24 protein-coding genes and 1 pseudogene are annotated in these 26,775 nt (G+C 63.9%); 17 read left to right on the top strand and 8 right to left on the bottom strand.

Going from position 1 to position 26,775, the window contains the following annotated elements:
- Positions 1 to 43 precede the first annotated feature (43 nt).
- Both FJ425_RS04595 and FJ425_RS04600 read right to left on the bottom strand, forming a co-directional pair.
- Positions 44 to 1,018, bottom strand: coding sequence for a WD40 repeat domain-containing protein (locus FJ425_RS04595; RefSeq protein WP_140722092.1), 975 nt, complete (start codon positions 1,016 to 1,018; stop codon positions 44 to 46).
- Between the two features lie 271 nt (positions 1,019 to 1,289).
- Complete coding sequence (locus FJ425_RS04600) at positions 1,290 to 2,315, bottom strand: GTP-binding protein (RefSeq protein ID WP_140722093.1); 1,026 nt, start codon at positions 2,313 to 2,315, stop codon at positions 1,290 to 1,292.
- Between the two features lie 373 nt (positions 2,316 to 2,688).
- Between FJ425_RS04600 and FJ425_RS04605 the strand changes: the two genes are divergently transcribed.
- Positions 2,689 to 3,162, top strand: coding sequence for a MarR family transcriptional regulator (locus FJ425_RS04605; protein ID WP_140722132.1), 474 nt, complete (start codon positions 2,689 to 2,691; stop codon positions 3,160 to 3,162).
- A gap of 282 nt (positions 3,163 to 3,444) precedes the next feature.
- Here the strand turns inward: FJ425_RS04605 and FJ425_RS04610 are convergent, their stop codons facing one another.
- Positions 3,445 to 4,305: an AraC family transcriptional regulator gene (locus FJ425_RS04610; protein WP_140722095.1), complete on the bottom strand. Its 861-nt coding sequence runs from the start codon at positions 4,303 to 4,305 to the stop codon at positions 3,445 to 3,447.
- Between the two features lie 44 nt (positions 4,306 to 4,349).
- Here FJ425_RS04610 and FJ425_RS04615 point away from each other — a divergent pair, with 44 nt between their 5' ends.
- The 5 genes from FJ425_RS04615 (at position 4,350) to FJ425_RS04635 (ending at position 8,785) form a co-directional block, all read left to right on the top strand.
- Positions 4,350 to 4,757 (top strand): DUF2000 family protein, encoded by a 408-nt coding sequence (locus FJ425_RS04615; RefSeq protein ID WP_140722097.1) that lies wholly within the window; start codon positions 4,350 to 4,352, stop codon positions 4,755 to 4,757.
- 496 nt (positions 4,758 to 5,253) lie between these two features.
- Entirely contained in the window at positions 5,254 to 6,138 is an 885-nt protein-coding gene (locus FJ425_RS04620) for a DMT family transporter (protein ID WP_176477149.1), read from the top strand.
- Between the two features lie 66 nt (positions 6,139 to 6,204).
- Positions 6,205 to 7,227 (top strand): LacI family DNA-binding transcriptional regulator, encoded by a 1,023-nt coding sequence (locus tag FJ425_RS04625; RefSeq protein ID WP_095769389.1) that lies wholly within the window; start codon positions 6,205 to 6,207, stop codon positions 7,225 to 7,227.
- On the top strand, positions 7,224 to 8,207 hold the full coding sequence (locus tag FJ425_RS04630) for a 2-hydroxyacid dehydrogenase (RefSeq protein ID WP_140628733.1): 984 nt from the start codon (positions 7,224 to 7,226) through the stop codon (positions 8,205 to 8,207). The genes FJ425_RS04625 and FJ425_RS04630 overlap by 4 nt, the downstream gene beginning before the upstream one ends.
- Before the next feature lie 191 nt (positions 8,208 to 8,398).
- Positions 8,399 to 8,785: a hypothetical protein gene (locus FJ425_RS04635; RefSeq protein WP_140628736.1), complete on the top strand. Its 387-nt coding sequence runs from the start codon at positions 8,399 to 8,401 to the stop codon at positions 8,783 to 8,785.
- A gap of 18 nt (positions 8,786 to 8,803) precedes the next feature.
- Here FJ425_RS04635 and FJ425_RS04640 read toward each other — a convergent pair whose 3' ends face one another.
- Complete coding sequence (locus FJ425_RS04640) at positions 8,804 to 9,577, bottom strand: gamma-glutamyl-gamma-aminobutyrate hydrolase family protein (RefSeq protein WP_140628739.1); 774 nt, start codon at positions 9,575 to 9,577, stop codon at positions 8,804 to 8,806.
- A 267-nt stretch (positions 9,578 to 9,844) separates the two neighbouring features.
- Between FJ425_RS04640 and FJ425_RS04645 the strand changes: the two genes are divergently transcribed.
- Positions 9,845 to 10,954, top strand: a complete 1,110-nt coding sequence (locus FJ425_RS04645) for a TRAP transporter substrate-binding protein (RefSeq protein ID WP_095769385.1) — start codon at positions 9,845 to 9,847, stop codon at positions 10,952 to 10,954.
- 109 nt (positions 10,955 to 11,063) lie between these two features.
- Positions 11,064 to 11,318 carry a hypothetical protein gene (locus tag FJ425_RS04650; protein WP_140545860.1) on the top strand — a complete coding sequence of 85 codons (255 nt, stop codon included), beginning with the start codon at positions 11,064 to 11,066 and terminating at the stop codon, positions 11,316 to 11,318.
- A 17-nt stretch (positions 11,319 to 11,335) separates the two neighbouring features.
- Here the strand turns inward: FJ425_RS04650 and FJ425_RS04655 are convergent.
- The 4 genes and pseudogenes from FJ425_RS04655 to FJ425_RS04670 form a co-directional block, all read right to left on the bottom strand.
- A pseudogene (locus FJ425_RS04655) lies at positions 11,336 to 12,363 on the bottom strand (zinc-dependent alcohol dehydrogenase family protein).
- A gap of 13 nt (positions 12,364 to 12,376) precedes the next feature.
- Positions 12,377 to 14,107, bottom strand: coding sequence for a TRAP transporter large permease subunit (locus FJ425_RS04660; protein ID WP_140629719.1), 1,731 nt, complete (start codon positions 14,105 to 14,107; stop codon positions 12,377 to 12,379).
- Positions 14,107 to 14,712 carry a TRAP transporter small permease subunit gene (locus FJ425_RS04665; RefSeq protein ID WP_140628742.1) on the bottom strand — a complete coding sequence of 202 codons (606 nt, stop codon included), beginning with the start codon at positions 14,710 to 14,712 and terminating at the stop codon, positions 14,107 to 14,109. The genes FJ425_RS04660 and FJ425_RS04665 overlap by 1 nt, the downstream gene beginning before the upstream one ends.
- A 186-nt stretch (positions 14,713 to 14,898) precedes the next feature.
- On the bottom strand, positions 14,899 to 15,804 hold the full coding sequence (locus FJ425_RS04670; protein WP_140628745.1) for a branched-chain amino acid ABC transporter permease: 906 nt from the start codon (positions 15,802 to 15,804) through the stop codon (positions 14,899 to 14,901).
- Positions 15,805 to 15,897: 93 nt separating this feature from the next.
- On the opposite strand from FJ425_RS04670, the gene FJ425_RS04675 reads away from it, so the two are divergent.
- The 9 genes from FJ425_RS04675 (at position 15,898) to FJ425_RS04715 (ending at position 26,775) form a co-directional block, all read left to right on the top strand.
- Positions 15,898 to 16,506: a CGNR zinc finger domain-containing protein gene (locus FJ425_RS04675; protein ID WP_140545865.1), complete on the top strand. Its 609-nt coding sequence runs from the start codon at positions 15,898 to 15,900 to the stop codon at positions 16,504 to 16,506.
- On the top strand, positions 16,499 to 17,029 hold the full coding sequence (locus tag FJ425_RS04680; protein WP_140545866.1) for a hypothetical protein: 531 nt from the start codon (positions 16,499 to 16,501) through the stop codon (positions 17,027 to 17,029). The genes FJ425_RS04675 and FJ425_RS04680 overlap by 8 nt, the downstream gene beginning before the upstream one ends.
- Positions 17,030 to 17,236: 207 nt before the next feature.
- Positions 17,237 to 20,710, top strand: a complete 3,474-nt coding sequence (locus FJ425_RS04685; protein ID WP_140722101.1) for an indolepyruvate ferredoxin oxidoreductase family protein — start codon at positions 17,237 to 17,239, stop codon at positions 20,708 to 20,710.
- Between the two features lie 149 nt (positions 20,711 to 20,859).
- Positions 20,860 to 23,175 carry an EAL domain-containing protein gene (locus FJ425_RS04690; protein ID WP_140545868.1) on the top strand — a complete coding sequence of 772 codons (2,316 nt, stop codon included), beginning with the start codon at positions 20,860 to 20,862 and terminating at the stop codon, positions 23,173 to 23,175.
- Between the two features lie 249 nt (positions 23,176 to 23,424).
- Positions 23,425 to 24,372, top strand: a complete 948-nt coding sequence (locus FJ425_RS04695) for a hypothetical protein (protein ID WP_246673218.1) — start codon at positions 23,425 to 23,427, stop codon at positions 24,370 to 24,372.
- A 94-nt stretch (positions 24,373 to 24,466) separates the two neighbouring features.
- A complete protein-coding gene (locus tag FJ425_RS04700; protein WP_023729728.1) occupies positions 24,467 to 24,616 on the top strand; it encodes a DUF3096 domain-containing protein in 150 nt (49 codons plus the stop codon).
- 149 nt (positions 24,617 to 24,765) lie between these two features.
- Positions 24,766 to 24,990 (top strand): aa3-type cytochrome c oxidase subunit IV, encoded by a 225-nt coding sequence (locus FJ425_RS04705; protein WP_140628751.1) that lies wholly within the window; start codon positions 24,766 to 24,768, stop codon positions 24,988 to 24,990.
- A gap of 85 nt (positions 24,991 to 25,075) precedes the next feature.
- Entirely contained in the window at positions 25,076 to 26,356 is a 1,281-nt protein-coding gene (locus tag FJ425_RS04710; RefSeq protein WP_140628754.1) for a Re/Si-specific NAD(P)(+) transhydrogenase subunit alpha, read from the top strand.
- Positions 26,356 to 26,775, top strand: coding sequence for an NAD(P) transhydrogenase subunit alpha (locus tag FJ425_RS04715; protein WP_140545871.1), 420 nt, complete (start codon positions 26,356 to 26,358; stop codon positions 26,773 to 26,775). Before FJ425_RS04710 ends, FJ425_RS04715 begins: the two co-directional genes overlap by 1 nt.

Consider the following 26,775-nt stretch of genomic DNA (forward strand, 5'->3'; position numbering starts at 1 on the left):
TAGGTGCCGTCGCCCCTAAGCCCCACTGCCTATTCCCTACTGCCTACGCAGTGATATCGATCACGCCGCAGTCGCCGGCGGCACTGCCGAAGACGATGCGGCGTTCTTCCTTGTCCCACATCATCGACGTGACGGCGCCCTTGCCAGGGCGGCGCAGCAGCACTTCCTTGGCGTCGGCGAAGCGCGCTGCGATCACCATGCCGTCCTCATAGCTGATGGCCACGACATCCTGGCTCGGATGGCAAGCGACGCACGTCACCATGGTATTGCCGCGCGTGCCGAGCTCCAGCGGCGCCTTGCCCATCGGTCCGTCTTTGCTGGCGAACGGCCACACGATCGCCGCCGGCGCGCCGGAGCTCGCCAGCCATTTGCCCTTGACGCTCCAGGACAGGCTCTTCACCTTGCCGGGATAGCCGCTCATGCGCATGTGCTTGCCGTCGGCGAGCTTCCAGCCATGCAGCGCGTTCTCCTGCATGGTGGTGACCAGAAAGGCGCCGTCCGGTGAAAAGGTGATGCCGGTATGGGCGCCTGCCCATTCGAGCTCCACCGGCTTGCCCTCGGCGGCCGGGAAATGCAGCGTCGCGCCATTGTAGCGGGCGATGCCGAAACGCATGCCCTTGGGCGAGAAGGCCAGCCCCTCCACCGAACGCGGATGGGCAAATTCTTTGATCTTGCCGTCGGCGAAACGCACGAAGGCGGTCTTGCCCGAGGCATAGGCGATCGCACCCTGCGGTCCGGCGCTGACGCTGGTGATCCACTTTTTGCCGGCGCTGGCCAGCTCGCTCACCTCGCCGCCGGCCTTCACGGCCAACACCTTGCCGTCCTCGCCGCCGGTGATCAGCCGGTCGTTGGCCGTGTCATGGAAGGCGGCAAGCAGGCCGTCATTGGCCTGAAGCGTCTTGTGCCCATTATCGAGCCGGTGGATCGCGCCGTCGGCGAGTGCGAAATGCGGCACGTCGTTCAGGAAGACGGCGGCAACGCAATGGCCTTCGAGATCAAGCGGGGCGACTGTGGGCATGAGGACTTAATCCATTTGAGATTCCTGCCCTTCCCATAAGCGGTTGGGCTAAGGGCCTCAACCCGCTTCGGATTGCGATAAGGGAAGGGCGCAGGCATCGCGACTTCCCCTTCTCCCCTTGTGGGAGAAGGTGGCCGAGCGAAGCTCGGTCGGATGAGGGGTGTTCCAGGGAACGCAGACGTCTCACTCCGCTGGAACACCCCTCATCCGTCTCGGCGCTGCGCGCCGATCCACCTTCTCCCACAAGGGGAGAAGGAAGAAGGCGCAGAAATCAAGCCGCCTGGCAGGCTTCAAAACTCTTCCTGAGCCGCTCCGCATCAAGCTCGCGGCCGATGAAGACCAGCCGGCTTTCGTGTTTTTCGCCGTCCTTCCAGGCGCGCTGGTGGTCGCCTTCGAGGATCATGTGCACGCCCTGCAGCACATAGCGATCCTCGTCGCCCTTCAGCGCGATGATGCCCTTCAGCCGCAGGATGTTCGGTCCTTCCATCTGGGTCACCTTCTCGATCCAGGGGAAGAATTTCTTGGGATCCATCTCGCCGCCGCGCAGTGACACCGACTTCACCGTCACGTCATGGATGTCGGAAGCATGGTGGTGATGGTGATGATCGTGACCGTCGTGATCATGATCATGATCATGGTCGTGCGCGTCGAGGAAATGCGGATCGTTCTCCAACGCCCGCGACAGGTCGAAGGCGCCGCGGTCGAGCACTTCGTCAAGCGCCACGCCGGAACGCTGCGTGCGATGGATCCTGGCCGCCGGGTTGATGGCGCGGATCGTCGCCTCGACCTTTTCAAGCTCATCAGGCGTGACGAGGTCGGTCTTGTTCAGCACCACCACGTCGGCAAAGGCGATCTGGTCCTCGGCTTCCTTGGAATCCTTAAGGCGCAGCGGCAGGTGCTTGGCGTCGACCAGCGCCACCACCGCGTCGAGCTTGGTCTTGGTGCGCACGTCGTCGTCCATGAAGAAGGTCTGCGCCACCGGCACCGGGTCGGCAAGGCCCGTGGTCTCGACGACGATGGCGTCGAAGCGGCCAGGTCGCCGCATCAGGCCTTCGACCACGCGGATCAGGTCGCCGCGCACTGTGCAGCACACGCAGCCATTGTTCATCTCGTAGATTTCCTCGTCGGATTCGACGATCAGGTCGTTGTCGATGCCGATCTCGCCGAACTCGTTGACGATGACGGCGTAGCGCTTGCCGTGGCTCTCCGACAGAATGCGGTTGAGCAGCGTCGTCTTGCCCGCGCCGAGATAGCCGGTGAGAACGGTTACGGGGATTTGCGTCTGTGCGTCGCTCATGGGTTGCCTCGAAAATCCTGGATTGTCGGCCTGATATAGGATGGGTGTCGCGCTTTTGCACGCGCCAAACCGATGGACCAGGCCGACTCTCCAAGCGGGACGGCGCCACACACGGAATGGCGGCGGCAGAGGCAGCCCCAGACGGAGAAGCCGCACGAGCGCCCAAGGGCCTTCGCCAGCGTCCGCTGTGAATCTCGCCGGTGCAAAAGTCGTTTGTCATCTAACTGAAATAAACATCTGGCATCACCTGCGCGGGCACCGCAATGCTTGCCGGCAAAGCGTTCCGCAAGCCGGACTCTTTAAATCGTCATTTGCCAGCCGTCGGACAGCCTCTATGCTTGTCCGCGCCGGTTCGGCCGAAGAGGGAACGACCATGGCCAAGGCGGACAAGACAGCGACAATGAGCCGGCTCCATTCGGCCGCAAGGCTGGCGCGCACAGCGCTCGCCGCGCGGCTTCTGGCGCACGGCTTCTATGCCGGCCAGGACCAGATCATGCTGGCGCTCGACCGCGAGGACGGCCAGACCCCCGGCAACCTCGCCGGCCGGCTCGGCGTGCGCCCGCCGACCATCACCAAGACCATCAACCGGCTGCAGGCGCAAGGTTTCCTGGAAAAGCGCGCCTCCAACGCCGACGCCCGCCAGGCCCATATCTTCCTCACCGAATCCGGCCGCGAAACCATCCGCGCCATCGAGAAGTCGGTCAAGAAGACCGAGAAGCAGGCGCTGAAGGGCCTCGACAAGAAGGACCAGAAGGCGCTGTTCAAGCTGCTGGCCCGCATCGAGGCCAATCTGTCGAACGAAGATCTGGTGATTATGGACGACGACGCGGAGTTGGATGACGCGTGACGCGTGAGCGTCATCGCTCAACCGCGAGACGTTCCCATTAACGAGCGACGCGAAGCGTCGTCTCGAGCTAAGCGCGATGCGCAGCATCGTCGCTCCACGCACCACCTAAGCAACGGCTTAGCGGAAAAGCGACGATGCTGCGCATCGCGCGTGGGCGACGACGCTGCGCGTCGCGTTACGCGCTAACCACCGGACGTCTCGCGGTTGAGCGACGATGCTGCGCATCGCGCCCGAGCGACGATGCTGCGCATCGCGCCCGAGCGACGATGCTGCGCATCGCGCTTACGCGTCGCGCACCAGCGCCGCCCAGCGCCCCGGCGTCATGCCGAACGCCTTCTTGAAATGGCGGTTGAAATGGCTCTGGTCGCTGAAGCCGGCGCCGGCGGCGATTTCCGCCAGCGACTCGCCCTCGGCGATCATGCGCCGCGCCTTTTGCAGCCGGCGCATCAACAGGAAGCGATGCGGGCTGGTTGAATAGGTCGCGCGAAAATGGCGCGACAGCGCGTAGCGGTCGAGGCCGGTGACGGCTTCCAGCTCATCGGAGCGCACCGGACGCTCGGCATTCTCCTCGAGATAGTCGCGGGCAAGCGCGGCGGCGCGCCATGCGGTCTTGCCGGTTGACTTTGCCGGCTGCTCGGCATGGCGTTTCAGGTGTTGCGCCAGCTGCGCAACGAAATCTGCCACGAACAGGTCGCCGAGTGCCTCGTCCAGCGGTGCCAGTGCCGACAACAACGTGTCGCGCAAGCATGGATCGTCGACCACGGCGTCGCGAACGAAAGGCAGCGGCTCGCCATCGAGGCAGTCGAGCAGCAGGGATGGCTCCAGATACAGGATCCGGTAGCGCAGGCCGTCTTGCGTGCCGGCGCCGCCATCGTGCAATTCATCCGGATGCAGCACGATCGCCTGGCCGGGCAGGCTGTGTTGCAGCGCGCCGCGATAATGGAAGCGCTGCACGCCGTTCAACGTCACGCCGATGGCATAGGTGTCGTGCCGGTGCAGCTCGAAGGCGTTGCCATGGAAGCGCGCCTCGATGCGTTCGAGGCCAAGCTCGCCCGGCGCCGAAACGATGCGATCGCCGTTGGCCGCATCCATGCACGAACGTTCAAGACCTTCCTTCGCTTCTTCGCTTAGAGCCTGCGCCATCGCCTGTCCCGCCCGTCACGGGCCGTCTCGGAGTCTCAATCTTGGTGTTCGATACGAAAATTGCAATTGTTCTCAGAGAGGACCTGCCGGCGTGGCAGAAGCTCAACGTCACTGCGTTCCTGACGAGCGGCATCGTCGCGCAGTTCCCCGAAATCATCGGCGAGGCTTACCGTGATCGTGCCGGCAACCTCTACAATCCGATGTCGGTCCAGCCGGTCATCGTCTTGTCGGCCGATGCGGCGACGCTGGGTACGATTCACCGCCGGGCATTGGAACGCGGCGTGACGACATCCGCCTATGTCGAGGAGATGTTCGCGACCGGCCACGACCTCGCCAACCGCGCCGTCTTCGCCGAATTCGCCCCGGACGACGCCAAGGTCGTCGGGATCGCCATGCGCGGCGAGAAAAAACTCGTCGACAAGATCACCAAGGGCGCCCGCATGCATGGCTGAATGGGTGGCAAGCGCCTTCGCCCGAAGGACCAATTGCGGACGTTTGGGGTTGGCCTGAACGCCCACACGTCGTCATTCTATGGCGGAGCAAGGAGCGAAGCGACGCGCGCAGACCATAGAATCCATTCCGTTACCTGTAAGCGTTGCTGCGGTGCAGAATTCTGCTCCGCTGCACTCCACGTCGAAGGCCAAGGAATGGATCCTCGGGTCTGCGCTCCGCTTCGCGTCGCTCCGCCCGTGGATGACGACGTCGCGGAGGCGTCGGCAATCGCTCGACGATCGGCCTGAACGCTATCAGGACGAGGGGCGTTCAAGCCAATCGCCGACCGGAATGCGCTCTAAGCCTGTCCGAAGCGCTTGTTGGGCCAGTCGCTTTTGGCTTGCTGGCAAGCGGCGATTGCCGCAGAAGGGTAGCGTCTATCTTCCTTTCGGCCCGACCTTGAGCATTCCCAAAAACAACGACGACAGCGCAACGCCGCCCGCGGCGATGCTTCTGATGCTGTGCGTCTATGTCTGCTTCACCTTTCTCGATACCTCCAGCAAATATCTGGTGCTGGCCGGCGTCTCGGCGCTGATCGTCGCCTGGGCCCGCTTCACCGTGCATGTCCTGCTGGTCGGCATCTTCCTGCGCGGCTGGCGCGAGCCGGTTCGCTTCCGCGCCAACAACCTGCCGGCGCACCTCTTGCGCGGCGTCCTTTTGTTCGGCTCGACCATGTTCAATATCCTGGCGCTGCGCACGCTGCAGTTGGCCGAGACAACGTCGATCTATTTCTTCGGCCCGATGGTCATCACAGCGCTTGCCGGCCCGCTGCTCGGCGAATGGGCCGGCTGGCGGCGCTGGCTGGCGATTCTCACCGGCTTTGTCGGCGTGCTCATCATCACCAGGCCAGGCGTCGGCGTGTTCGGCATCGGTCATCTCTTCGCGCTGGGCTCGATGCTGTCGAACAGTTTTTACGTCATCATGACGCGGCGCATGTCGTCGACGGAAACCTCGGAGAGCCTGATCCTCTTTTCGGCGCTGGCGCCCGCCGTGCTGCTCCTGCCGCTGCTGCCTTTCTCGCTGTCATTGCCGCAGGATGGCTGGCACTGGGTCATCCTGTTGATGCTCGGCGTCTTCGGCGCCGGCGGCCACTATTTGCTGGTCCGGGCCTATCGTCTGGCGACCACGACGCAGCTCGCGCCCTATCCCTATTCGCAGATGGTGTGGATGATCATCTCCGGCTGGCTGATCTTCCACCAGTTCCCCGACCGCTGGACGCTGCTAGGCGCCGCCATCATCGTTGCCAGCGGGCTCTACATCATCCATCGCGAGCACCGGCTTCGCGTCCGCAACTCCGCCTCGCTCGACACCGAGGCCGAGGCGCTGGCGAAAAAACTTTGATTTGCGCCGAATCCGGTGGCATAAGGCCGTTTTAAAAAATTTAAAGACCCTGGGGAGCGAAGGGCACTGGCACAGAAGATCAAGCTTTCGACGATCGCGGATGCGCTCGGCGTCTCCACGGCAACGGTGTCGCTGGCGCTGCGCGACAGCCCGCTGGTCGCCGGCACGACGCGCGAGCGCATCAAGGAGCACGCCCGCGCCATCGGCTATATCTACAACCGCCGCGCCGCCTCGCTGCGCACCTCGCGCTCCGGCATCGTCGGCGTCGTCGTGCACGACATCATGAACCCGTTCTTCGCCGAGATACTGCGCTCGATCGAAAGCGAGCTCGACCGCAGCCGCCAAACCTTCATCCTGTCAAACCACTACGACCAGCTGGAAAAGCAGCGCACCTTCATCGACACGCTGCTGCAGCTCGGCGCCGACGGCGTCATCATGTCGCCGGCCATCGGCACGCCGGCCGAGGACATCATCATGGCCGAGGAAAACGGCCTGCCGGCAGTGCTGATCGCGCGCACCGTTGCCGGCGCCGATGTGCCGGTGTTCCGCGGCGACGATGCCTATGGCACGGCGCTCGCCACCAATCATCTGATCTCGCTCGGCCACAAGCGCATCGCCATGGTCGGCGGCACCGACCAGACCTCGACCGGCCGCGACCGCTACCAGGGCTATCTCAACGCGATGGAGGCGGCCGGCCTGGAGGTGAAGCCGTCCTGGCGCATTCCCGGGCCGCGCACCAAGCAGGCGGGTTTCGAGGCCTCGGGACAATTTCTGGCGCTGAAGGACAGGCCCACCGCTGCCTGCTGCTGGAACGATCTGGTCGCGATCGGGTTGATGAACGGCATCGCGCGCGCCGGCCTCGTGCCGGGCGTCGACATCTCGGTCACCGGCTATGACGATCTCGAGGAGGCGGCAATCGCGACACCGGCCCTGACCACGGTCTGGAACGGCCAGCGCGAGGTCGGCCGCCGCGCCGCCAGCGCCCTGCTCGACAAATTGAACGGACAGGCAGTGCGGCCCTCGCAGGAGCTGATCAAGCCGGAACTGCATGTGCGGCAGTCGACCGGCAAGCCGGTGGAGCGTGCATGAGCAAGGCCGAAGGAAAATTGCCGGTCGCCATCCTTGTGCCGGGCGATTTCAACGGCCATGCCCTCGGCCGCATCGACGAGGCGTTCAAGTGTGTGCGGATCGAACGCGCCGATCCCTCTTTGGTTACGGACGAGATCCGCGCCACGGTGCGTGGCATCGCCTCCTATGCAGGCATCGAGGCGGCGATGATCGATGCGCTGCCCAATCTTGAGATCATCGCCAGCTTCGGCGTCGGCTATGATTCTGTCGACGCCGCTCACGCGGCCAAGCGCGGCGTCATGGTCACCAACACGCCCGATGTCTTGACCGAGGAGGTCGCCGACACCGCCATCGGCCTTCTGATCAACACCGTGCGCGAGCTCTACGCCGCCGAGAAATGGCTGCGCGACGGCGACTGGGTGACGAAGGGCAATTATCGCCTGAGCCGGCTTACATTGTGCGGCCGCCGCGTCGGTATCTTCGGCATGGGCCGCATCGGCCGGGCGGTCGCCCGTCGCCTTGAAGCCTTTGGCCTGCCGATCGCCTATCACAACCGCCGCAAGGTCGAAGGCCTGGCTTACGAATATCATGCCACTTTGAAGGGGCTTGCCGAAGCCGTCGACACGCTGATCTGCATTGCCCCGGGCGGCGCCTCCACCGAGAAAGCGGTCAATGCCGAGGTCTTGTCGGCGCTGGGTTCGAACGGCGTCTTCGTCAATATCGGCCGCGGCTCGACGGTGGATGAGGCAGCGCTCACCACCGCCCTCGAAAGCGGCGCCATCGCTGCCGCTGGGCTCGACGTCTTTGCCGACGAGCCGAACGTGCCGCAGTCCCTGCTCGACGCTCCCAACGCCTCGCTTCTGCCGCATGTCGGCTCGGCGTCGGTTCACACCCGCCGCGCCATGGCCGATCTGTGCGTCGACAATCTCGTCGCCTGGTTCACCGAGCGCCGGCCGCTGACGCCGGTGCCGGAGACGCTCAACGTCAAGGCGCGCGCCTGAGGCGTTTCACCGTTTCAGGGAAACGGCGAATTCACGGAAACGGCAAACCGCCTGCCTCTTTGCTTTGGTGCAATTCCGGACGGAAAGCCGTCGTGGAAATTGCTCCAATCCGCACGCGTCGCCACATTTATTAACGCCCACTTAACCCTTTGGAATCATTCTGCATACTTGGTTATGTGCGGAGAGGCAGGGTGAAGCTATTCGCTGGCTTGGTAGCATCGGTAGCGTTGTTCGGGGGCGTTCAGTTCCTGCATGGCGGCAACGGCCAGAGCGAGGTCACCGAAGTCATCCCGACAAACGCTTACCGGCTGACCGCCAATGGCGATGAAGCGGCCTGCGCCATCCACCGCGGCGCCGAAGTCTCGGAGGGCCTGTCGTTGCTTTCCGTCGCCCCGAGCTGCCGCAAGCTGATGCCTGGCATCGAGCACGCGAAATTCTGGCGCGAGCAGGCGGATGGCTCGGTCGCTTTCAGTGAGGACGGCGTCGATCCGATCGTCACCTTCGGCGTTGCCGATGGCGACGGCTACGAATCCTACGCGCCGGCCGCGCCGCTTCTGGCGCTGAGCACGAGCGAATAGCCGCGGAACTGTCCAGGCTTATTCTGCCGCGGCGCGGGCACCTGTTTTCGCGGCCGCATGCAGGCGCACCGCATCGCCGAACGCGCGAAAAATCTTGGCGGAATTGCTGTCCGACTTCACCCAGTATTCGGGGTGCCATTGCACGCCGACGGCGAAGGCGCGGGCATCCTTGACCGAGACCGCTTCGATCGTGCCGTCGGCGGCCAAGGCCTCGACCTGGAGTCTGGAGCCAAGCCGGTCGATTCCCTGGCGATGCAGCGAATTCACCTTGATTTCGCCGGCGCCGAACACGCCGGCAAGGCAGCTTCCGGGCTTGATCGAGATCGTCTGGTGGATACCGAAGCGCTCGTCCTGATTGTCGCTCACCGGCGCGCGGTGGTCGAGCGAGCCATCGCGCTCCTGGATCTCGGTGCCCAGCGTGCCGCCGAGCGCAACGTTCAGCTCCTGGATGCCGCGGCAGATGGCAAGCAACGGCACGCCGCGCTCGATCGCCTTGCGGATCAGCGGCAGCGTGGTTGCGTCGCGCGCCGGATCGTAGGGGCCGTTGGCCTCGCTGGGATCGCCGCCATAGAGCGAGGGATGCACGTTGGACTTCGAGCCCGTCACCATGACGCCGTCGACCGACGACAGCAATTCGTCGAGATCGAGCCGGTCGCCGAAGGACGGCACCAGCAGCGGAAACACGCCGGCGCCTGCTACCGCCGCTTCCAGATACTGCTGAGGTGCCGCGTGCCAGGTGTAGTTGTCGAACTGGCGGACGTCGGATGACACTGCGACGAGCGGCTGCTGCATTTTGGGTTTGGCTTCCTTCGAGAGCTAAGGAGTTAATCTGCCTACAAAATAGGCGATCTGAAGGCAGTTTGCCATGGTAAGTTTCGCTGCCTTGCATGGGCCAGCGGCAGGCTCGTTAGACTATAGTTGCACGCGGCGCCGGAATGGCGGCAACCCTTGCCCGCAACGCTGGACTCGACTCTTTGCCTGTGTATGTTTCTTCCCCAACCGATGCGGGCAACGAGGATGCCCTGACGTCGGTCAGCTGATCCCAAGGGAGGAAACTTAATGGATCGTCGTTCTTTCATTCGTAAGGCCGGTGCGTCCGGTGTCGGTGCTGCAGCTGCGGCCGCAGCGCTTGCCACGCCGGCAATAGCCCAGTCCAATCCGAAAGTGACGTGGAGACTGGCATCGTCCTTCCCGAAATCGCTCGACACGATCTATGGCGGCGCGGAAGTCTTCTCAAAAATGCTGTCGGAGGCGACCGACGGCAATTTCCAGGTCCAGGTCTTCGCCTCCGGTGAGCTCGTGCCCGGCCTGCAGGCTGCGGACGCCACCACCGCCGGCACGGTCGAGGCCTGCCATACGGTCGCATACTATTACTGGGGCAAGGACCCGACCTGGGCGCTCGGTGCCGCAGTGCCCTTCTCGCTCAACGCGCGCGGTATGAATGCCTGGCACTATCATGGCGGCGGCATCGACCTGTTCAACGAGTTCCTCGCCACGCAAGGGCTGTTCGGCCTGCCGGGCGGCAATACCGGCGTTCAGATGGGCGGCTGGTTCCGCAAGCAGATCAACACGGTGGCCGATCTCTCGGGCCTCAAGATGCGCATCGGCGGCTTTGCCGGCAAAGTTGTGCAGAAGCTCGGCGTCGTGCCGCAGCAGATCGCCGGCGGCGACATCTATCCGGCGCTGGAGAAGGGCACCATCGACGCGGCCGAATGGGTCGGCCCCTATGACGACGAGAAGCTCGGCTTCTATAAGGTCGCGCCCTACTACTACTATCCCGGCTGGTGGGAAGGCGGCCCGACCGTGCATCTGATGTTCAACAAGGCCAAATACGAAGAGCTTTCGCCGGCCTACAAGTCGCTGGTGCATACCGCCGCGCAAGCGGCGGATGCCAACATGCTGCAGAAGTACGACTATCTCAATCCGGCGGCGGTGAAGCGGCTGGTGTCGAACGGTGCCAAGCTGGCGCCGTTCAGCCAGGAGATCATGGCCGCCTGCTTCGAGAAGGCAAATGAAGTATACGCCGAGATGGAATCCAACAACGCGCCGTTCAAGAAGATCTGGGAATCGATCAAGGCGTTCCGCAAGGAGCACTATCTCTGGGCCCAGGTCGCCGAATACAACTACGACACCTTCATGATGGTGCAGCAGCGCAACGGCAAGCTGTAGGCGGTCCTGGCGCACCTTACTCAAGAACCTCGGTCTATCGACCGAGGTTCTTCCCATCTCAAGCTGTTTGGAGCACTAGGACAACACCGGCTGGCAAGCGTGGGACGTTATGGCGATAAGCTGCTACATCAAGATCATCGGCGACGACCCGAGAGTCGGAGCTGGCGTGCTGCCTGTTTTTACCTTTGGTGAAGTACCGAGAGAGGGTGAATTTGTTGGTTTTTCACGTGACGGCAAGCGCGACGACCGGGGCGCGCTGAGTCAGGATTTGTACCGCGTAAAGCGCGTGATCCATACTGCTGCCACCGAGCTCAACTCGGCGATGATTATTCTCGACGTTGTCTTCGAGCAGCCCGTCGACTAAAGCACCGCAATCCGCGCTTAACCGCGGCCCGGCACCACCAGCACCTTGACCTCGCCCGGCGCCGGAGGGCCGGCGATCACCTGCGGCGCTTCCTGCAGGCTGACCTGCCTCGTGATCAGCCGGTCGACCTCGATCGCGCCGGAGGCGATCAGCTGAGCCGCCCGGCCATGCGTGAACGGGTTGAGGAAGGAGCCGAGCACCTTCAGTTCGCGAAACAAGAGATCGAACGGCTCGATTTCCACCTTCATGCCTTGCGGCGCGACGCCGACGATCACCACCGTGCCGCCCGCCTTTGCCATGCTCATCGACTGCTCCACCGTGTCGCGGACGCCGGCGCATTCCAGCACCACGTCGACGCCGCCGGGCGCCAGGCCGTTCCGCCCGGCGACGGCCGCGATCGGGTCGCCGGCGCTTGGGTCGATCGTCGCGGTCGCGCCGAGTTCCTCGGCGAGCGCGCGACGCGAAGCCTGCCGGGTCGACAGAATGATAGTCGCCGCGCCCGCGAGCTTGGCCAGCTGCACGACGAGCAGGCCGATGACGCCGCCGCCCAGCACCACGACGGAAGCCCCCGGCCGGATCGCGCCCAGGTCGACGCCGTGCAGGCAGCAGGCGAGCGGCTCGCAGAAGGCGCCATGCGTCGGCTTGAGGTTTGCGGGCAGCCGGAAGGCTTGGCTTTGCGGCATCAGCACATAGTCGGCGAAGCCGCCGTCGCGGTGGATGCCGATGGCGCGCAGATTGCTGCAGAGATTGACGCGGCCGGCATGGCAATGGGCGCAGCGCCCGCAGGCAATGTTCGGATCGCCGGTGACGCGGTCGCCGATGGCAATGCCGGACACCGCCTCGCCGACAGCTTCGACGATGCCGGAGAATTCATGGCCGAGCGTCACCGGCGGCGTGCAGGGAAACTCGCCATGGAAGAGGTGCGGTCGGTGCCGCAGACGCCGCAGGCCTCGATGCGCACCAGAACGTCCTCAGGCCCGGCAACGGGTTTTGCGACCTCGCGCAACCCGATCTTACCTGCCGCTTCCAGCCGCACGGCTCTCATGACGCGGTTCACCTCAGTTGAATTTGGGTGGTTGCGAAAGGTCGGGCGTGCCGGGTGCCGCCGGAGCGCCACCATTGGCCGGCGCAGCTCCATTGTTGTTCGCCGGGGGCGTGCCGAGCGGCGACAGCGAAGGCATGTCGGGCAGCCTGAGGTCCATGGTGCTGGGCTCCACCGCGGCGCCCTTGTAGCGCATGACCATCTGCGGGAAGGCGATGGTCAGCGCGATCATGATCACCTGGATCAGGACGAACGGCACAGCGCCCCAATAGATCTGCCCGGTGCTGATCGGCGCAATCTGCTTGCCGGTGATCCTGTCGAGGTAGGGCACTCGGGCCGCGACCGAGCGCAGGTAGAACAGCGCGAAGCCGAAGGGCGGATGCATGAAGCTGGTCTGCATGTTGACGCCGAGCAGCACGCCGAACCAGATCAGGTCGATGCCGAGCTTGTCGGCGGCCGGCGCCAGCAGCGGCACGATGATGAAGGCGAGCTCGAAAAAATCGAGGAAGAAGGCAAGCACGAAGACCAGGATGTTGACGCCGATCAGGAAGCCGGTCTCGCCGCCGGGCAGCGAGGTCAGCAAGTGCTCGACCCAGATATGGCCGTTGACGCCATAGAAGGTCAGCGAAAAGACGCGCGCGCCGATCAGGATGAACAGCACGAAGGCGGAAAGCCGGGTCGTCGAGGCCAGCGCCTGGTTGATGACGTCCATCGTCAGGCGGCCCTTCATTGCCGCCATGATGAGCGCGCCGACGGCGCCCATGGCGCCGCCTTCGGTCGGCGTGGCGATGCCGAGGAAGATCGTGCCCAGCACCAGGAAGATCAGCGCCAGCGGCGGGATCAGCACGATCACCACCTGCTGCGCCAGCTTCGACATCATGTTGATACGGAGCCGCTGATCGAGGATGGCGACGACATAGATGACGATGACGCCGACGGCGAAGCCGAGGATGTCGGCATTGTCGCCGTGGGTCGGCGCAAGGTAGCGATAGGCCGCGTAGGAAATCGCGCCCGTCACCACAAGTGCCGCCAGCAGAGATATCACGCCGTGGCCGAGCGTACGCGCCTCGAGCGGCAGTGCCGGCATCGAGTTCGGCCGGACGATCGACATGATCAGGATGTAGAGCATGTAGATGCCGGTGAGCACGAGGCCGGGGATCAACGCGCCGGCATACATGTCGCCGACCGAGCGTCCCAGCTGGTCGGCCAGCACGATCAGCACCAGCGACGGCGGGATGATCTGCGCCAGCGTGCCGGAGGCGGCGATAACGCCCGAGGCCACGCGCCGGTCGTAGCCGTAGCGCAACATGATCGGCAGCGAGATCAGGCCCATGGCGATGACCGAAGCGGCCACCACGCCGGTCGTTGCGGCAAGCAGCGCGCCGACGAAGATCACCGCATAGGCAAGGCCGCCGCGGATCGGCCCGAACAGCTGTCCGATCGTGTCGAGCAGGTCCTCGGCCATGCCGGAGCGCTCCAGCACGATACCCATGAAGGTGAAGAACGGTATCGCCAACAGCGTGTCGTTGGACATCACCCTGGTGCCGTAGAAATTGTCGGGAAGCGCATGCAGCAGCGGCCAGGCAAGGTTGATCGACCCGCCGGAATAGGGCGACAGCACGACACCGATGAAGAAGAACATCAGCCCGTTGGCGGCGAGTGAGAAGGCTACGGGGTAGCCGATCAACAGGAAGAGGACCAGCGAGGCGAACATGATCGGCGCCATGTTCTGCGCGATGAATTCGATCACGAGCGCACCTCGCCCGCGAGCGCCTTGGCTTCCTCGGCCAGCGCCTTGGCCTCGAGCTCGGCCTGCTCATGGGCCGAGATGAAAGGAGTGGGATCGTCCATGTCGCCGCGCATGATGGCGATCTTCTTGATGATTTCGGAAACCCCTTGCAGCGCGAGCAGGAAGAAGCCGACCAGCAGGATGGCCTTGGCCGGCCACACGATCAGGCCGCCGGCATTGGTCGACATCTCGCCGCTGCGGAAGGAAAGCGACACGTAAGGCACGAAATAGATCACCATCAGCACCACGAACGGCATCAGGAAAAAGAGATGGCCGAAAAGGTCGATCCAGTGCTGCACGCGGCGCGGGAACATGCCGTAGACGATGTCGATGCGGATATGGTCGTTCTGTTTCAGCGTGTAGGCGGCGGCCAGCATGAATGCGGCGCCGAACAGGTACCACTGCAACTCCAGCCAGGCGTTGGAGGAGATGTCGAACACCTTGCGGATGACGGCATTGCCGGCGCTCACCAGGATCGCGAGCAGGATCAGCCACGAGACCCAGCGGCCGATGAACTCGTTGATGCGGTCGATCGTCCTGGATAGAGCGAGCAGCCCTGCCATGCACAGTCCTCCCTGGTACCGACAGCGCGCCCGATTCCCCCTCCGGTGTCGCGCCGCTTGGCCTAACGATATGCAGTGCGTGGTCCGGCAGGTCAACATGACAAAGCGACGGCAAACAGATCGGGAGCCGCGCAGAGGCGGAATGGCGCCGCATGACGCCACGTCATGCAACCAAAGTCTGGGAGCTCAGGCGATCTTGGCCTGGTCGCGCCCGGCGCCGATCAGCACCAGCATCGCGACGAGGAAGAGATAGATCCAGGCGTCGCGCCATTCGAGCGGGAAATAGCCGGCCCAAAGCGATTCCGCCATGCCGAAGGCCGCGGCGCCAAGCGCCGCCTTGAGCGGCGACAGATAGCCGCCGACCGCCGTCACGAACAGGATCTTGAGGCCGTAGACCAGCCCGGTGCCGAAGCTGACATTGCCGTAATAGAGACCGGCAAGCACGCCGGCCAGGGCGGCGCAAAAGCCGCTGAACAGCACGGCGCGGCGGAACACGGCGGTGACGTCGATGCCGCACATTGCCGCCGCTTTCGGGTCGTCGGAGACGGCGCGCCAGGCGCGGCCGAAATGCGAATGCGAGAATAGCCAGGCCGCCAGCGCCACCACCGCGATGATACTAGCGCAATCGAGCAGCTGGATGACGGTGAGCGTCACCTTGAAGCCGTCACCCTGGGCAAAGATGACGGGGTTGGCGAGCATCGGCGGCAGCCACAGGTCATGCGTGTCGGCGGCGATGCGGCTCGCTTCCGACAGGAAGATGAGAATGCCGAGCGTCGTCACCACGATGGCATTGGGCGAGCGGTCGGCGAGCCTCTCGAAAACGCTGCGCGACAGGACATGGCTGATCAGCGCGGCATAAAGCACGGCGGCGGCGACGCCGAGCATTACCGCGGCGGCCAGCGTCAGCCACAGCGCCTGATAGCCGAAGGCGGCGGTCAGGATCATCGTCTGGCCGCAGAAGGCGAACAGCGCGCCGTAAGCCAGGTTGGTACGATGCAGGATGCCGTTGGTCAGCACATAGCCGAAGGCAAGCAGCGCATAGAGCGCGCCCGAATGCAGCCCGTTCAGCACCTGCTGGAAGAAATAGAGCATGCGATATCCTACAGGTCGTATGACGCGACCCCGCCGGACCGTTGCACTCGGAATCTAACTTGTCAAATGCGTTTTATCGGTTAGATTTCTGTCATGACGGTTTCCTGGACCCCGCACCGCTTCACCGGCGGCATCCTTGCGCTCGACACGGCGAACACCGTCGTGCTGCGCAACGATCCGCAAAAGTCCTTTGACCGTTTTGACGACCCGGCCGAGATCGCCCGCTTCGCCGAGGCGGCGAGCGGCTTTCGGGCGGCCGAGCTCGGCGGCCGGAGGCTGCAGGCGCCGGAGCCGGGCGAGATAAAGCCGGCCGTCGTCTCGATTCGTGAAGCGACCGACCGCCTGTTTCGCCATGCCGTATCGAACGGCGCGATCGCGACCAGCCATTTGCCGGATTTCCTCACGGCCTGCGCCGGCGGGCTGTCCGGCAGCGCGACCGAGATCGGGGTGCCGGGCCAGCCTTTCGGCGATCCGCAAACGCCGATTGCCTTCGAGGCGGCTTTGGCCGTCTCGGCGCTGTCGCTGCTGCGCGACGAAACGGTGGCGAGGCTGAGGATCTGTCCCAATTGCAGTTGGCTGTTCGTCGACCGCAGCCGCAACGCCAGCCGCCTCTGGTGCGACATGGCGGTTTGCGGCAACCGCCAGAAGGCAAACCGCTATTACCGCCGCCGTACAGGGGCGAGGGAGGTCAGCAATGCTTAGGAAATTGTCGCGTTCGGCTCTGGTCGGCGCCGCCTTGATCGCTGCATTCGCCCTTGGCGCCTGCCGCGACACCGGCAAGGAGCAACTCTTCGCCATCTCCGGCAAGCTGTTCGAGTTCAATTACCGGCTGGCCATCGCCACCTATGTCATCACCCTGAAGCCGCTGCGCCCGATGGTCGACGGCCAGGTCGCGGTGGTGAGCTTCCAGAACCCGGCCGGCGGCGAGCCGCTCGTCGTCAACCAGAAGATCTGGCCGAAGCTGCCCCATATCACGCTCACCAGTCCGCCGCTCTCCTGCGTGGTCAAGGACAAGCCTTACAAAGTCTCGATCCGCATCCAGGATGCGAGCGGCACATTGCTGCAAAGCATCGACACCACCATGACCTCGTCAGAGGATCAGACCATGCTGCCGGACCGGCCGCTGGTGATCGGGCCGAAATACGAGCTCAACCCGGACCTTGCCGGCCATCCCGACGGCAGGCTGCCTGACGAGCAGAAGCCGGATTGCTCGAAAGCGACCTGAAACGCCCAGCGCTCACGAAATTTTTGTTCTTCGCGAGGCGGTTAGCGCGGTCTTGCATGCGCCGTCGGCCACTCGCCAGACCGTTTGTTGCGTGTTATCTGGCTGCTGCGATTTTGTTTGACCTCTCCGCCAAGGGAAGAAAGACTGCGGCGTCCCACTCCGACGTTGGCTGCCTGATTTGCGCCGCCTCCGCAGAGGAAATACCTGATGACGCTGCACGACGTCGCGCTCGACGACAAGTTCGACCTTGGCAAGGAGCGCGTCTTCCTGTCCGGCGCGCAGGCGGTCGTGCGCATGCTTCTGATGCAGCGCGAGCGCGACCGCCGCGCGGGCCTCAACACGGCGGGCTTCGTCTCCGGCTATCGCGGCTCGCCTTTGGGCGGCCTCGACATGCAGCTCTGGCGGGCCAAGAAGCAGCTTGCGGCTGCCGACATCGTCTTCCAGCCCGGCCTCAACGAGGAACTCGCCGCCACCGCCTGCTGGGGTTCTCAGCAGACCGAATTGCTAGGCGAGGGCACGCATGACGGCGTCTTTTCGGTCTGGTACGGCAAGGGGCCGGGCGTCGACCGTTCCGGCGACGTCTTCCGCCACGCCAATCTTGCCGGCTCGTCCAAGCATGGCGGCGTGCTTGCCCTGATGGGCGATGACCACATGGCCGAATCCTCGACCAACGCGCATGCCACCGAATTTCTGTTCGTCGACACCATGGTGCCGATCCTCAACCCGGCCGGCGTCCAGGAGATCATCGACTACGGTCTCTACGGCTTTGCCATGTCGCGCTTCGCCGGCACCTGGGCGGCGATCAAATGCGTCAAGGACAACATCGAATCGACGGCCTCGGTCGACGCCTCGATCGAGCGTCTGGGCATCGTCATTCCCGAATTCGACATGCCGCCGGGCGGCCTCAACATCCGCCACGAGATCGACATGCTCGGCCAGGAAGAGCGGCTGCACGAGTACAAGCGCGCCGCCGCTTCCGCCTTCATCCAGGCCAATAGTCTCAACCGCATCGTCTATTCCGGCGGCCGCAACCCCAAGCTCGGCGTCATCACCATCGGCAAGAGCTATCTCGATGTCAGCCAGGCGCTGGAGGATATCGGCATCGACGAACAGGCCGCCAACCGCATCGGCATCCGCCTGTTCAAGGTCGGCTGCCCGTGGCCGCTCGATTTCCAGCACATCGCCGAGTTCGCCCGCGGCCTCGACACTATCGTCGTCGTCGAGGAAAAGCGCTCTTTGATCGAGGTGCAGCTGCGCGAGAACCTCTACGGCACCGCCACGCAGCCGGTGATCGTCGGCAAGAAGGACGAGCGCGGCGACTGGCTGTTTCCGGCCAAGGGCGCGCTCGATCCGAACGAGATCGCCATCGCGCTCGGCGAACGAATTCTGCGCACCATCGGTCCGTCGGAAGAGATCGCAGCGCGGCTGGCGAAGCTGCGCCAGTTCCAGGCGATGCTCGCCGACACCGTCGATATCGGCTCGCGCACGCCTTTCTTCTGCTCCGGCTGCCCGCACAATTCCTCGACCAAGGTTCCGGACGGCTCGATCGCCGCCGCCGGCATCGGCTGTCATTTCATGGCGCTGTGGATGGACAGGAATACGGTCGGCTTCACCGCCATGGGCGGCGAGGGCGCGCAATGGGTCGGACAGGCGCCGTTCTCGAAGCGCGACCACATCTTCCAGAATCTGGGCGACGGCACCTACAACCATTCCGGCGTGCTGGCGATCCGCTTCGCGCTCTCCTCCGGCGCCAACATCACCTACAAGATACTCTACAACGACGCCGTCGCCATGACCGGAGGCCAGCCGCATGAGGGCGGCCTGACTGTCGACATGGTCGCGAGACAAGTGCGCGCCGAGGGTGTCGAGCGCATCGCCGTCGTCACCGACGAGCCCGACAAATATGCCGGCAAGGCCGATTTCCCGGCCGGCGTCAGCATCCATCACCGTGACGACCTCGATCTCGTCCAGCGCGAGTTGCGTGGGCTCAAAGGCGTTTCCGTTCTCATCTACGATCAGACCTGCGCCGCCGAGAAACGCCGGCGCCGCAAGCGCGGCACCTTCCCCGATCCGGACAAGCGCGTCTTTATCAACGAACTGGTCTGCGAAGGCTGCGGCGATTGCGGCGTGCAGTCGAACTGCGTCTCGATCCAGCCGGTCGAGACCGAATACGGCCGCAAGCGCCGGATCGACCAGTCGAGCTGCAACAAGGATTTCTCCTGCCTCAACGGCTTTTGCCCGTCCTTCGTCACCGTGCATGGCGGCAAGATCAGGAAGGCCGAAGGCATTGCCGGCAAGGCCGATCCTCTCGACGGCGTGCCCGCGCCGGCTGAATTCCACATGGACACCCAGGGCTGGGCGGCGATCATCGACGGGGTCGGCGGCACCGGCGTCGTCACTGTCGGCGCGGTGCTCGGCATGGCCGCGCATCTCGAAGGCAAGGGCTGCGGCATGATCGACATGGCCGGCCTCGCCCAGAAGGGCGGCTCGGTCTTCACCCATGTCCGCATCGCCCCGACGCCCGAGGGCATCCACGCCATCCGCGTTTCGGCGGGCAAGGCCGACCTTGTGCTCGGCTGCGATCTCGTCGTCTCCGGCGCCAAGAAGGTGCTGGGCGCGGTGCGCGAGGGCCACACGATCTTCCTCGCCAACACCGCCGAGATCATGCCCGGCGAATTCACCCGGTCCGCCGACTTCTCGCTGCCGGTCGAGCGGCTGAAGAAGGCGATCCGGGCGGCTGCCGGCGACGACAAGGCGCATTTCTTCGACGCCACCCGCACGGCGACGGCCTTGTTCGGCAATTCGCTGGGCGCCAACATGTTCATGCTCGGCTTCGCCTTCCAACACGGCGGACTGCCGCTTTCCGCCGAAGCCATTGAAAAGGCGATAGAATTGAACGGCGAAGCTGTGCCGATGAACGTCGCGGCCTTCCGCTGGGGCCGCCGCGCCGCGCATCAGCCCGATTTCGTGCGCGGCCTGGTCAGCCAGACGGGCAAGCCGGCTTCCCGACCGGCCGAGACGCTGGACGATGTCATCGCCCGCCGTGTCGCCTTCCTTACCGCCTATCAGAACGCCGCCTATGCCAAGCGTTACTCCGACCGTGTGGCAACCTTGCGCGCAGCCGAGGCCAAGGCCGTGCCAGGCTCGACCGCGGTGACCGAGGCCGTCGCCAGGAACCTCTTCAAGCTGATGGCGATCAAGGACGAATATGAGGTGGCGCGGCTTTACACCGACGGCACTTTCGCCGCCGACCTCGCCAAGCAGTTCCAGAGCTACGACAAGCTCGAGTTCCATCTCGCGCCGCCGATCCTCGGGCGGCGCGGCAATGACGGCAAGCCCCGCAAATCAAGCTTCGGCCCGTGGATGATGAAAGGCTTTCGGCTGCTGGCGGCGATGAGGGGCCTGCGTGGAACCGCCTTCGACCTTTTCGGCTACACGGCCGAGCGGCGCATCGAGCGGCAGTCGCTGAAAGAGTACGAGGCCGATCTCGACCTGATTGCCGGCGCGCTGGCGCCGGGCAGGATGGAAGCCGCGACAGCCCTGGCCTCCGTGCCGGCACTTATCCGCGGCTACGGCCATGTCCGGCAGGCCAGCGCCGACAAGGCGGCGGGCGAGCGCTCGCGCTTGATCGAGCGTTTGAAGCAAGCCCCCGCCGAGCCTGCGCTTCGGGCGGCGGAATGATCGCGCCGGCGCGTTGACGCCGCGCCAAACCCCTGAATTTCCCTGTCTCTCCCACGTGTCGCAACTCCGTGCAACCGTGGCCGGGCGCCGTTCTAAGCCTTTCTTAAGGCAGGTGTGGCATGACAAAGGCGTAGTGTTGGGCCAACGGCATGGGTAGAACAAAGACCGAGAACATCCCGGCGGATGTTTACATCCAGTTTGTGCGGTCGTTGTTCGACAACGCCCACATGCTGGTGATCGGTGGCGTTTGCTACTGGATCCTCGGATTCATGATCTATTGGCGGACGCACAATCCACTGTTTGTGGGCTTTTCTTTCGGCCTGCTCTCCATCAGCCTTTTCCGTTACTTCGGCATTCGCGCCTTTCTGAAGGCGGGTGGCACTATAGCCAATGTCGAAGAGGCCAAGCGGTGGGAGCGCATTTATATCCTCAAGGGCAGCCTGCAGGGCCTGGGCCTGGGTTCGCTGTGCTTCATATCGATCTACGTTTACCCCGATCCCTTCGCCGAGCTGGCCGCGACGTCGCTGACGATCGCGACCCTGGTCACGGTCGTCGGCCGCAACTACGGCTCCCCGCAGATGGTGCGGATTTTCTCCGTGACCTTCATCGGACCGGCGGCGCTCGGGCTTCTGCTGCGCATGGACTTCCCGTCGGTCCTGCTCGGCCTGATGATCATCCCGCTGACATTCATCACCATCAACAGCGCCGACCATGTCCGCAACGTGCTCTTCTCTGCCGTTATCGGCCACAAGCAGGCCAGGAATCTGACGCGCCGGTTCGATCGCGCGCTCAACACCATGTCGCATGGCCTGGTCATGCTGGGACCCGACGGGCGTGTCGTGGTGGCCAATGCCGAAGCCGCCCACCTGATGTCGCTGAAATCGGGCGATGCCTTGCTTGGACGCTCGATCCACGGTCTTTTGATGCGCGGCGTCGCCGGCGGCATGCTGGCGCCGAAAGACTGCCGCTACATCGAGGCGCAGCTGACGCGCGCCTTGCGCGAAGGTCGCGACCGCAAGGTGCTCGTTTCGCTGGCCAATGGCCAGCACTACGAATTCTCCGCCCGCGAAGGCAGCCAGGAGCTGGGCGTCATCACCTTCGAGGACGTGACGGCCCGCGTCGAGGCGGAGGAAAAGATCCGCTTCATGGCGCGCTACGACAATTTGACCGGGCTGCCGAACCGCGCCTATTTCCACGAGCTGGTCGGCGAGGCGATGGCCTCCGGCGACCAGGACCGGCTATGCGGCCTCGCGGTACTCGATCTCGACGACTTCAAGAGCGTCAACGACACGCTCGGCCATCCGGTCGGCGACGGGCTGATCTACGCCGTGGCCGAGCGCCTCGCGGCGGTCGCCGGACCGGGCATCACTGTCAGCCGCTTCGGCGGCGACGAGTTCATGATCTTCTTCGACCGCGTCGAGGACGAGAGCCATCTCAGCACCCTGCTCGACCAGATTTTCGCGGACCTGCAGGGCGAGGTGGACGTCGCCGGCCACGGGTTGCGCATCCAGACCAGCGGCGGCGCGGTGCTTTCCAGGGTCAAGGACACCGACGCGGACGCCATGATCGTCAAGGCGGACCTTGCCCTCTACAAGGCCAAGGAACTCGGCAAGAACAGCTGGCGGCTGTTCGAGGCGGCCATGGATGCGGCCTTCCGCAATCGCCAGCTGATGAAAGCCGACCTGCGCAATGCCGTGCAGGCCAGGGAATTGCGCGTCGTCTACCAGCCGATCGTGGCTGTCAGCACCATGCGCATCGCCAGCTGCGAAGCGCTCTGCCGCTGGGACCATCCCGATCTCGGCCCGATCTCGCCCAGCGTCTTCATCCCGCTCGCCGAGGAGATGGGCATCGTTTCCGACATCAGCACTTTCGTGCTGGAGGCCGCTTGCGCCGAATGTGCCAAATGGCCGGCGCAGACCAGTGTGTCGGTCAATCTATCGGCCAAGGACTTCCGCAATCGCGATATCGTCCAGAAGGTCAGCGACGCCTTGGCCAAGTCGGGCCTTGCGGCGCATCGGCTCGAAATCGAGGTCACCGAGACCGCATTGCTGGACGACAAGTCGCTGACGCGCGAGTCGATCGAGGAACTGAAGGCGCTCGGCGCGCGCATCGCGCTTGACGATTTCGGCACCGGCTACTCCAGTCTGAGCTATCTCCACAAGCTGCCGCTCGACAAGATCAAGATCGATCGCTCGTTCCTGGTCGATGTGAACCAGAACCGGCAGTCGCTCGATCTTCTGAAGGGCATCGTCAGCTTGTCCCGGACGTTGGGTCTTTCGGTCACCATCGAAGGGGTCGAGACCTTCGAGCAGCTGAAGACGCTAGTTCATTTGGTCAAGCCGGACTTCGTGCAGGGCTTTCTCTTCGGCGCCGCGCTCAGCGCGTCGGGCATCGAGACGATGTCGAGCGTCACATGGCCGTTTGCCGCGGATCTGCACATCGCCGGCAAAAGGACAGCCAGCTAAGAAGCAATTCCAGGAAAAGTGCGAAGCGGTTTTCCGTCTGGAATTGCGTCAAGCAAAGAACAATTCCAGGAAAAGTGCGAGGTGGTCTTCCGTCTGGAATTGCACTGAAATGGAAAGCAATTCCAGAAGAAATGGAGACCGGTTTGCTACGCCGGAGCTGATATGCGTCTCCTGAAACGATAGCCGCTCCGGCGTAGTATAATTCTGTGATGTCTGACGCTTCCAAGCTCTGAATCCGGATTTACCTTGATGGCCGCCGTCAGGTCGGATCAGACAGCTGCTGGCTGCGGTATTTGCCTTTCGCGTGCAAGATCGATGAAGCGATCGCAGCTATTAAGGTTAACAGACGGTAAATCAGCGATCTTGCATTTTCAGCTTGTGTCTCATTTCAACTCGAATAGCTTGTTCACAGGCGGAATTCGAGGACGGACAATAATGGAAGCTGCGGCTAAGGACGCGTCGGCTGGCGCCAGCTCAAAGGCTGACTCCCTGCTCAACCGAACGATGATGCAGCTCCTGGAGCATGTCGAATATCGCCTCATCACCGGGGGCGAGGATCTGGAAGCGATCTACCGGCTGCGCTATCAGTCCTACCTCAAATCAGGCATGTGCGGTCCGATCGCCAGCGGGATGTTCGAGGATCGCTGGGATAATCTTCCCAATTCCTACCGCTTCGGCGTCTATTGTTACGGCGAATTGGTCAGCACATTGCGCTTTCACTATATTTCCAGTGAACAGCCATACTCGCCTTCGGTGGACGCCTATCCGGAAGTGTTGCTCCCGCGCCTCGCTCGGGGGGAAACCTTCATCGACGGCACCCGCTTCGCAACCGATCCCGATGCCGCGCCGGCGCCTGGCGTTCTGCCTTTCCTGACGCTCAGGATCGCCATGGTGGCCTCCAACTACTTTGGCCAGGACTCGGTTTTGACCCCGGTCAAGGTCGAGCATTCTCATTTCTATGCCCGGTTCTTCAATGCCGTGCAGAGGAGCGAAGCCAAGCAGTTCCCGGGCGTTCTCGCTCCGATCGCGCTGTTCGAAATCCCTGCCGGCGAGAATATGCGCCGCACGCTCGAACGGTTCCCGTTCTACAATTCGACGCCGATGGAGCAGCGGATGATGTTCGGCAATCCGGCCATCAACCGGCTGACGCCCCTCACCATTCTGCCGACGGCGAAATACTATCGCACTGCGGCCTGAACGCAGGCCATGAACCTTTCACCGGCTGCGCCGTTATCAACGTCGCAGCCCGGTCTGCCCAGGCGATCGCGCCTGTCATAGGAAAGGATCCCGCATGACCATCCACTCGCTCGCGCTGACGCCGCTGATCTCGCTGATCGCCGGCGTGCTGATCCTGGTGATGCCTCGGCTCCTCAACTACATCGTCGCGCTTTACCTGATCGTTGTCGGCCTGCTCGGCCTTTTCCCCCACCTCGCGGGCTGAAATCCCGCGCCGGCCGCGGCGACATAGCGCGGCATTCGATTTCAACTTTCGTTTGAGGCAGTTGTCGCGGACTGTGCGGCAATAGCGCCATTGCTCTTGGTTCGGCTTTTCGCTATGTGCCTCGAAGGCATTTTCGAAGGGGTACTTCCATGGCTGATCACACGCCGACCGGTCCTGTCGAGCTGGGCGCGCAGATGGACTATGCCGAGCACGACCGTACCTACAAAGGCTTCCTAGGTCTTGCCAAATACGGCTCGCTGTTCTGTGCCGCCATCCTTATTGCAATGGCCTTCGGCTTCTTCGTCGGCGGCTTCTTCTCGGCGACCATCCTGTTCATCCTGATTGTGGCCGTCGGCACTCTCATTCTGCGGTAGACTTCCCAAGCCCATTGCCCTCGACGTCGCCGGACGTCCGGCCGACGCCTTGCGCAGTCAAGGTTCCAGCCGAAAGGATCATCCGGTGGGACAAATCGTATTCATCCCTCGCGAGATTGACCCGAACGAGCCGCGCGTCGCGGCCTCGCCGGAGACGGTCAAGCGCCTGGCGGGTCTCGGCTTCGACGTGATCGTCGAGAAGGGTGCCGGCCTCGGCTCCCGCATTCCCGACCAGGATTTCACTGCTGCCGGCGGCACGCTCGGAACGGCGGCCGACGCCAAAAAGGCCGATGTGGTGCTGAAAGTGCGCCGGCCGACGGACGCTGAGCTCAAGGGCTACAAGCCGGGCGCCGCCGTCATCGCCATCATGGATCCTTACGGCAACGATGCCGCTGTCGCCGCGATGGCCAAGGCCGGCATCACCGCTTTTTCGATGGAGTTCATGCCGCGCATCACCCGCGCGCAGTCGATGGACGTGCTTTCCTCGCAGGCCAACCTCGCCGGCTACCAGGCGGTGATCGACGCGGCCGCCGAATATGACCGCGCGCTGCCGATGATGATGACGGCGGCGGGCACAGTGCCGGCGGCGAAAGCCTTCGTCATGGGCGTCGGCGTCGCCGGCCTGCAGGCCATCGCCACCGCGCGTCGGCTGGGCGCCATCGTCACCGCTACAGACGTACGTCCAGCGGTGAAGGAGCAGGTGCAATCGCTCGGCGCCAAGTTCCTGGCGGTCGAGGACGAGGAGTTCAAGGCGGCCGAGACGGCCGGCGGCTACGCCAAGGAAATGTCGAAGGAATACCAAGCCAAGCAGGCGGCGCTGACGGCTGAGCACATCGCCAAGCAGGACATCGTCATCACCACCGCGCTGATCCCCGGCCGGCCGGCGCCGAAGCTCATCTCGGCCGCCATGGTTGCTTCGATGAAGCCCGGCTCGGTGATCGTCGACCTCGCGGTCGAGCGCGGCGGCAATGTCGAAGGTGCGGCGCCCGGCAAGGTCGTGACGACGGAAAACGGCGTCAAGATCGTCGGCCATCTCAACGTGCCCGGTCGTGTTGCTGCGTCCGCCTCGCTGCTCTACGCCAAGAACCTCTACGCCTTCCTCGAGACGATGGTCGACAAGGCGGCGAAACAGCTCGCCATCAAGCGCGACGACGAGTTGGTCAAGGCGACGATGCTGACCGATGGCGGCAAGGTCGTGCATCCTGCCTTCGCCAAGGCGGCCGAGGCGCCGCGCACCGAGCCGGCGGCCATTCCCGCGACGATCATGGTCGCTGACGCATCGCCAAAACCTGCCGCAAAGAAGGCCGCGACGAAGAAACCCGCCGCAGCCAAGTCGCCCTCGTCCAAGTCTGAAGGGACCGCCTGATGGAACAGCTGCAGAAAGCCCTCGACCAGCTCGATCAGGCGACCGCCGCCGTCCGCCTTGCGGTGCAGGATCTCGCCAACGCGCCGGCCGGCGAGGCTGCCGGCAACGCCGCGCATGCGCTGTCGGGCGGCGCCATCGATCCCTTCGTCTTCCGTTTCGCCATCTTCGTGTTGGCGATCTTCGTCGGCTATTATGTCGTCTGGTCGGTGACGCCGGCGCTGCACACGCCACTGATGGCCGTCACCAACGCCATCTCCTCGGTCATCGTCGTCGGCGCGCTGCTTGCCGTCGGCATCGCCGCTTCCGGCCTGGCCGCGGGCTTCGGCTTCGTCGCGCTGGTGCTGGTCTCGGTCAATATCTTCGGCGGCTTCCTCGTCACCCAGCGCATGCTCGCCATGTACAAGAAGAAGGAAAAGTGA

Origin of the sequence: Mesorhizobium sp. B2-7-2, from assembly GCF_006440775.1 — a bacterium.
Classification (GTDB): Bacteria; Pseudomonadota; Alphaproteobacteria; order Rhizobiales; family Rhizobiaceae; genus Mesorhizobium.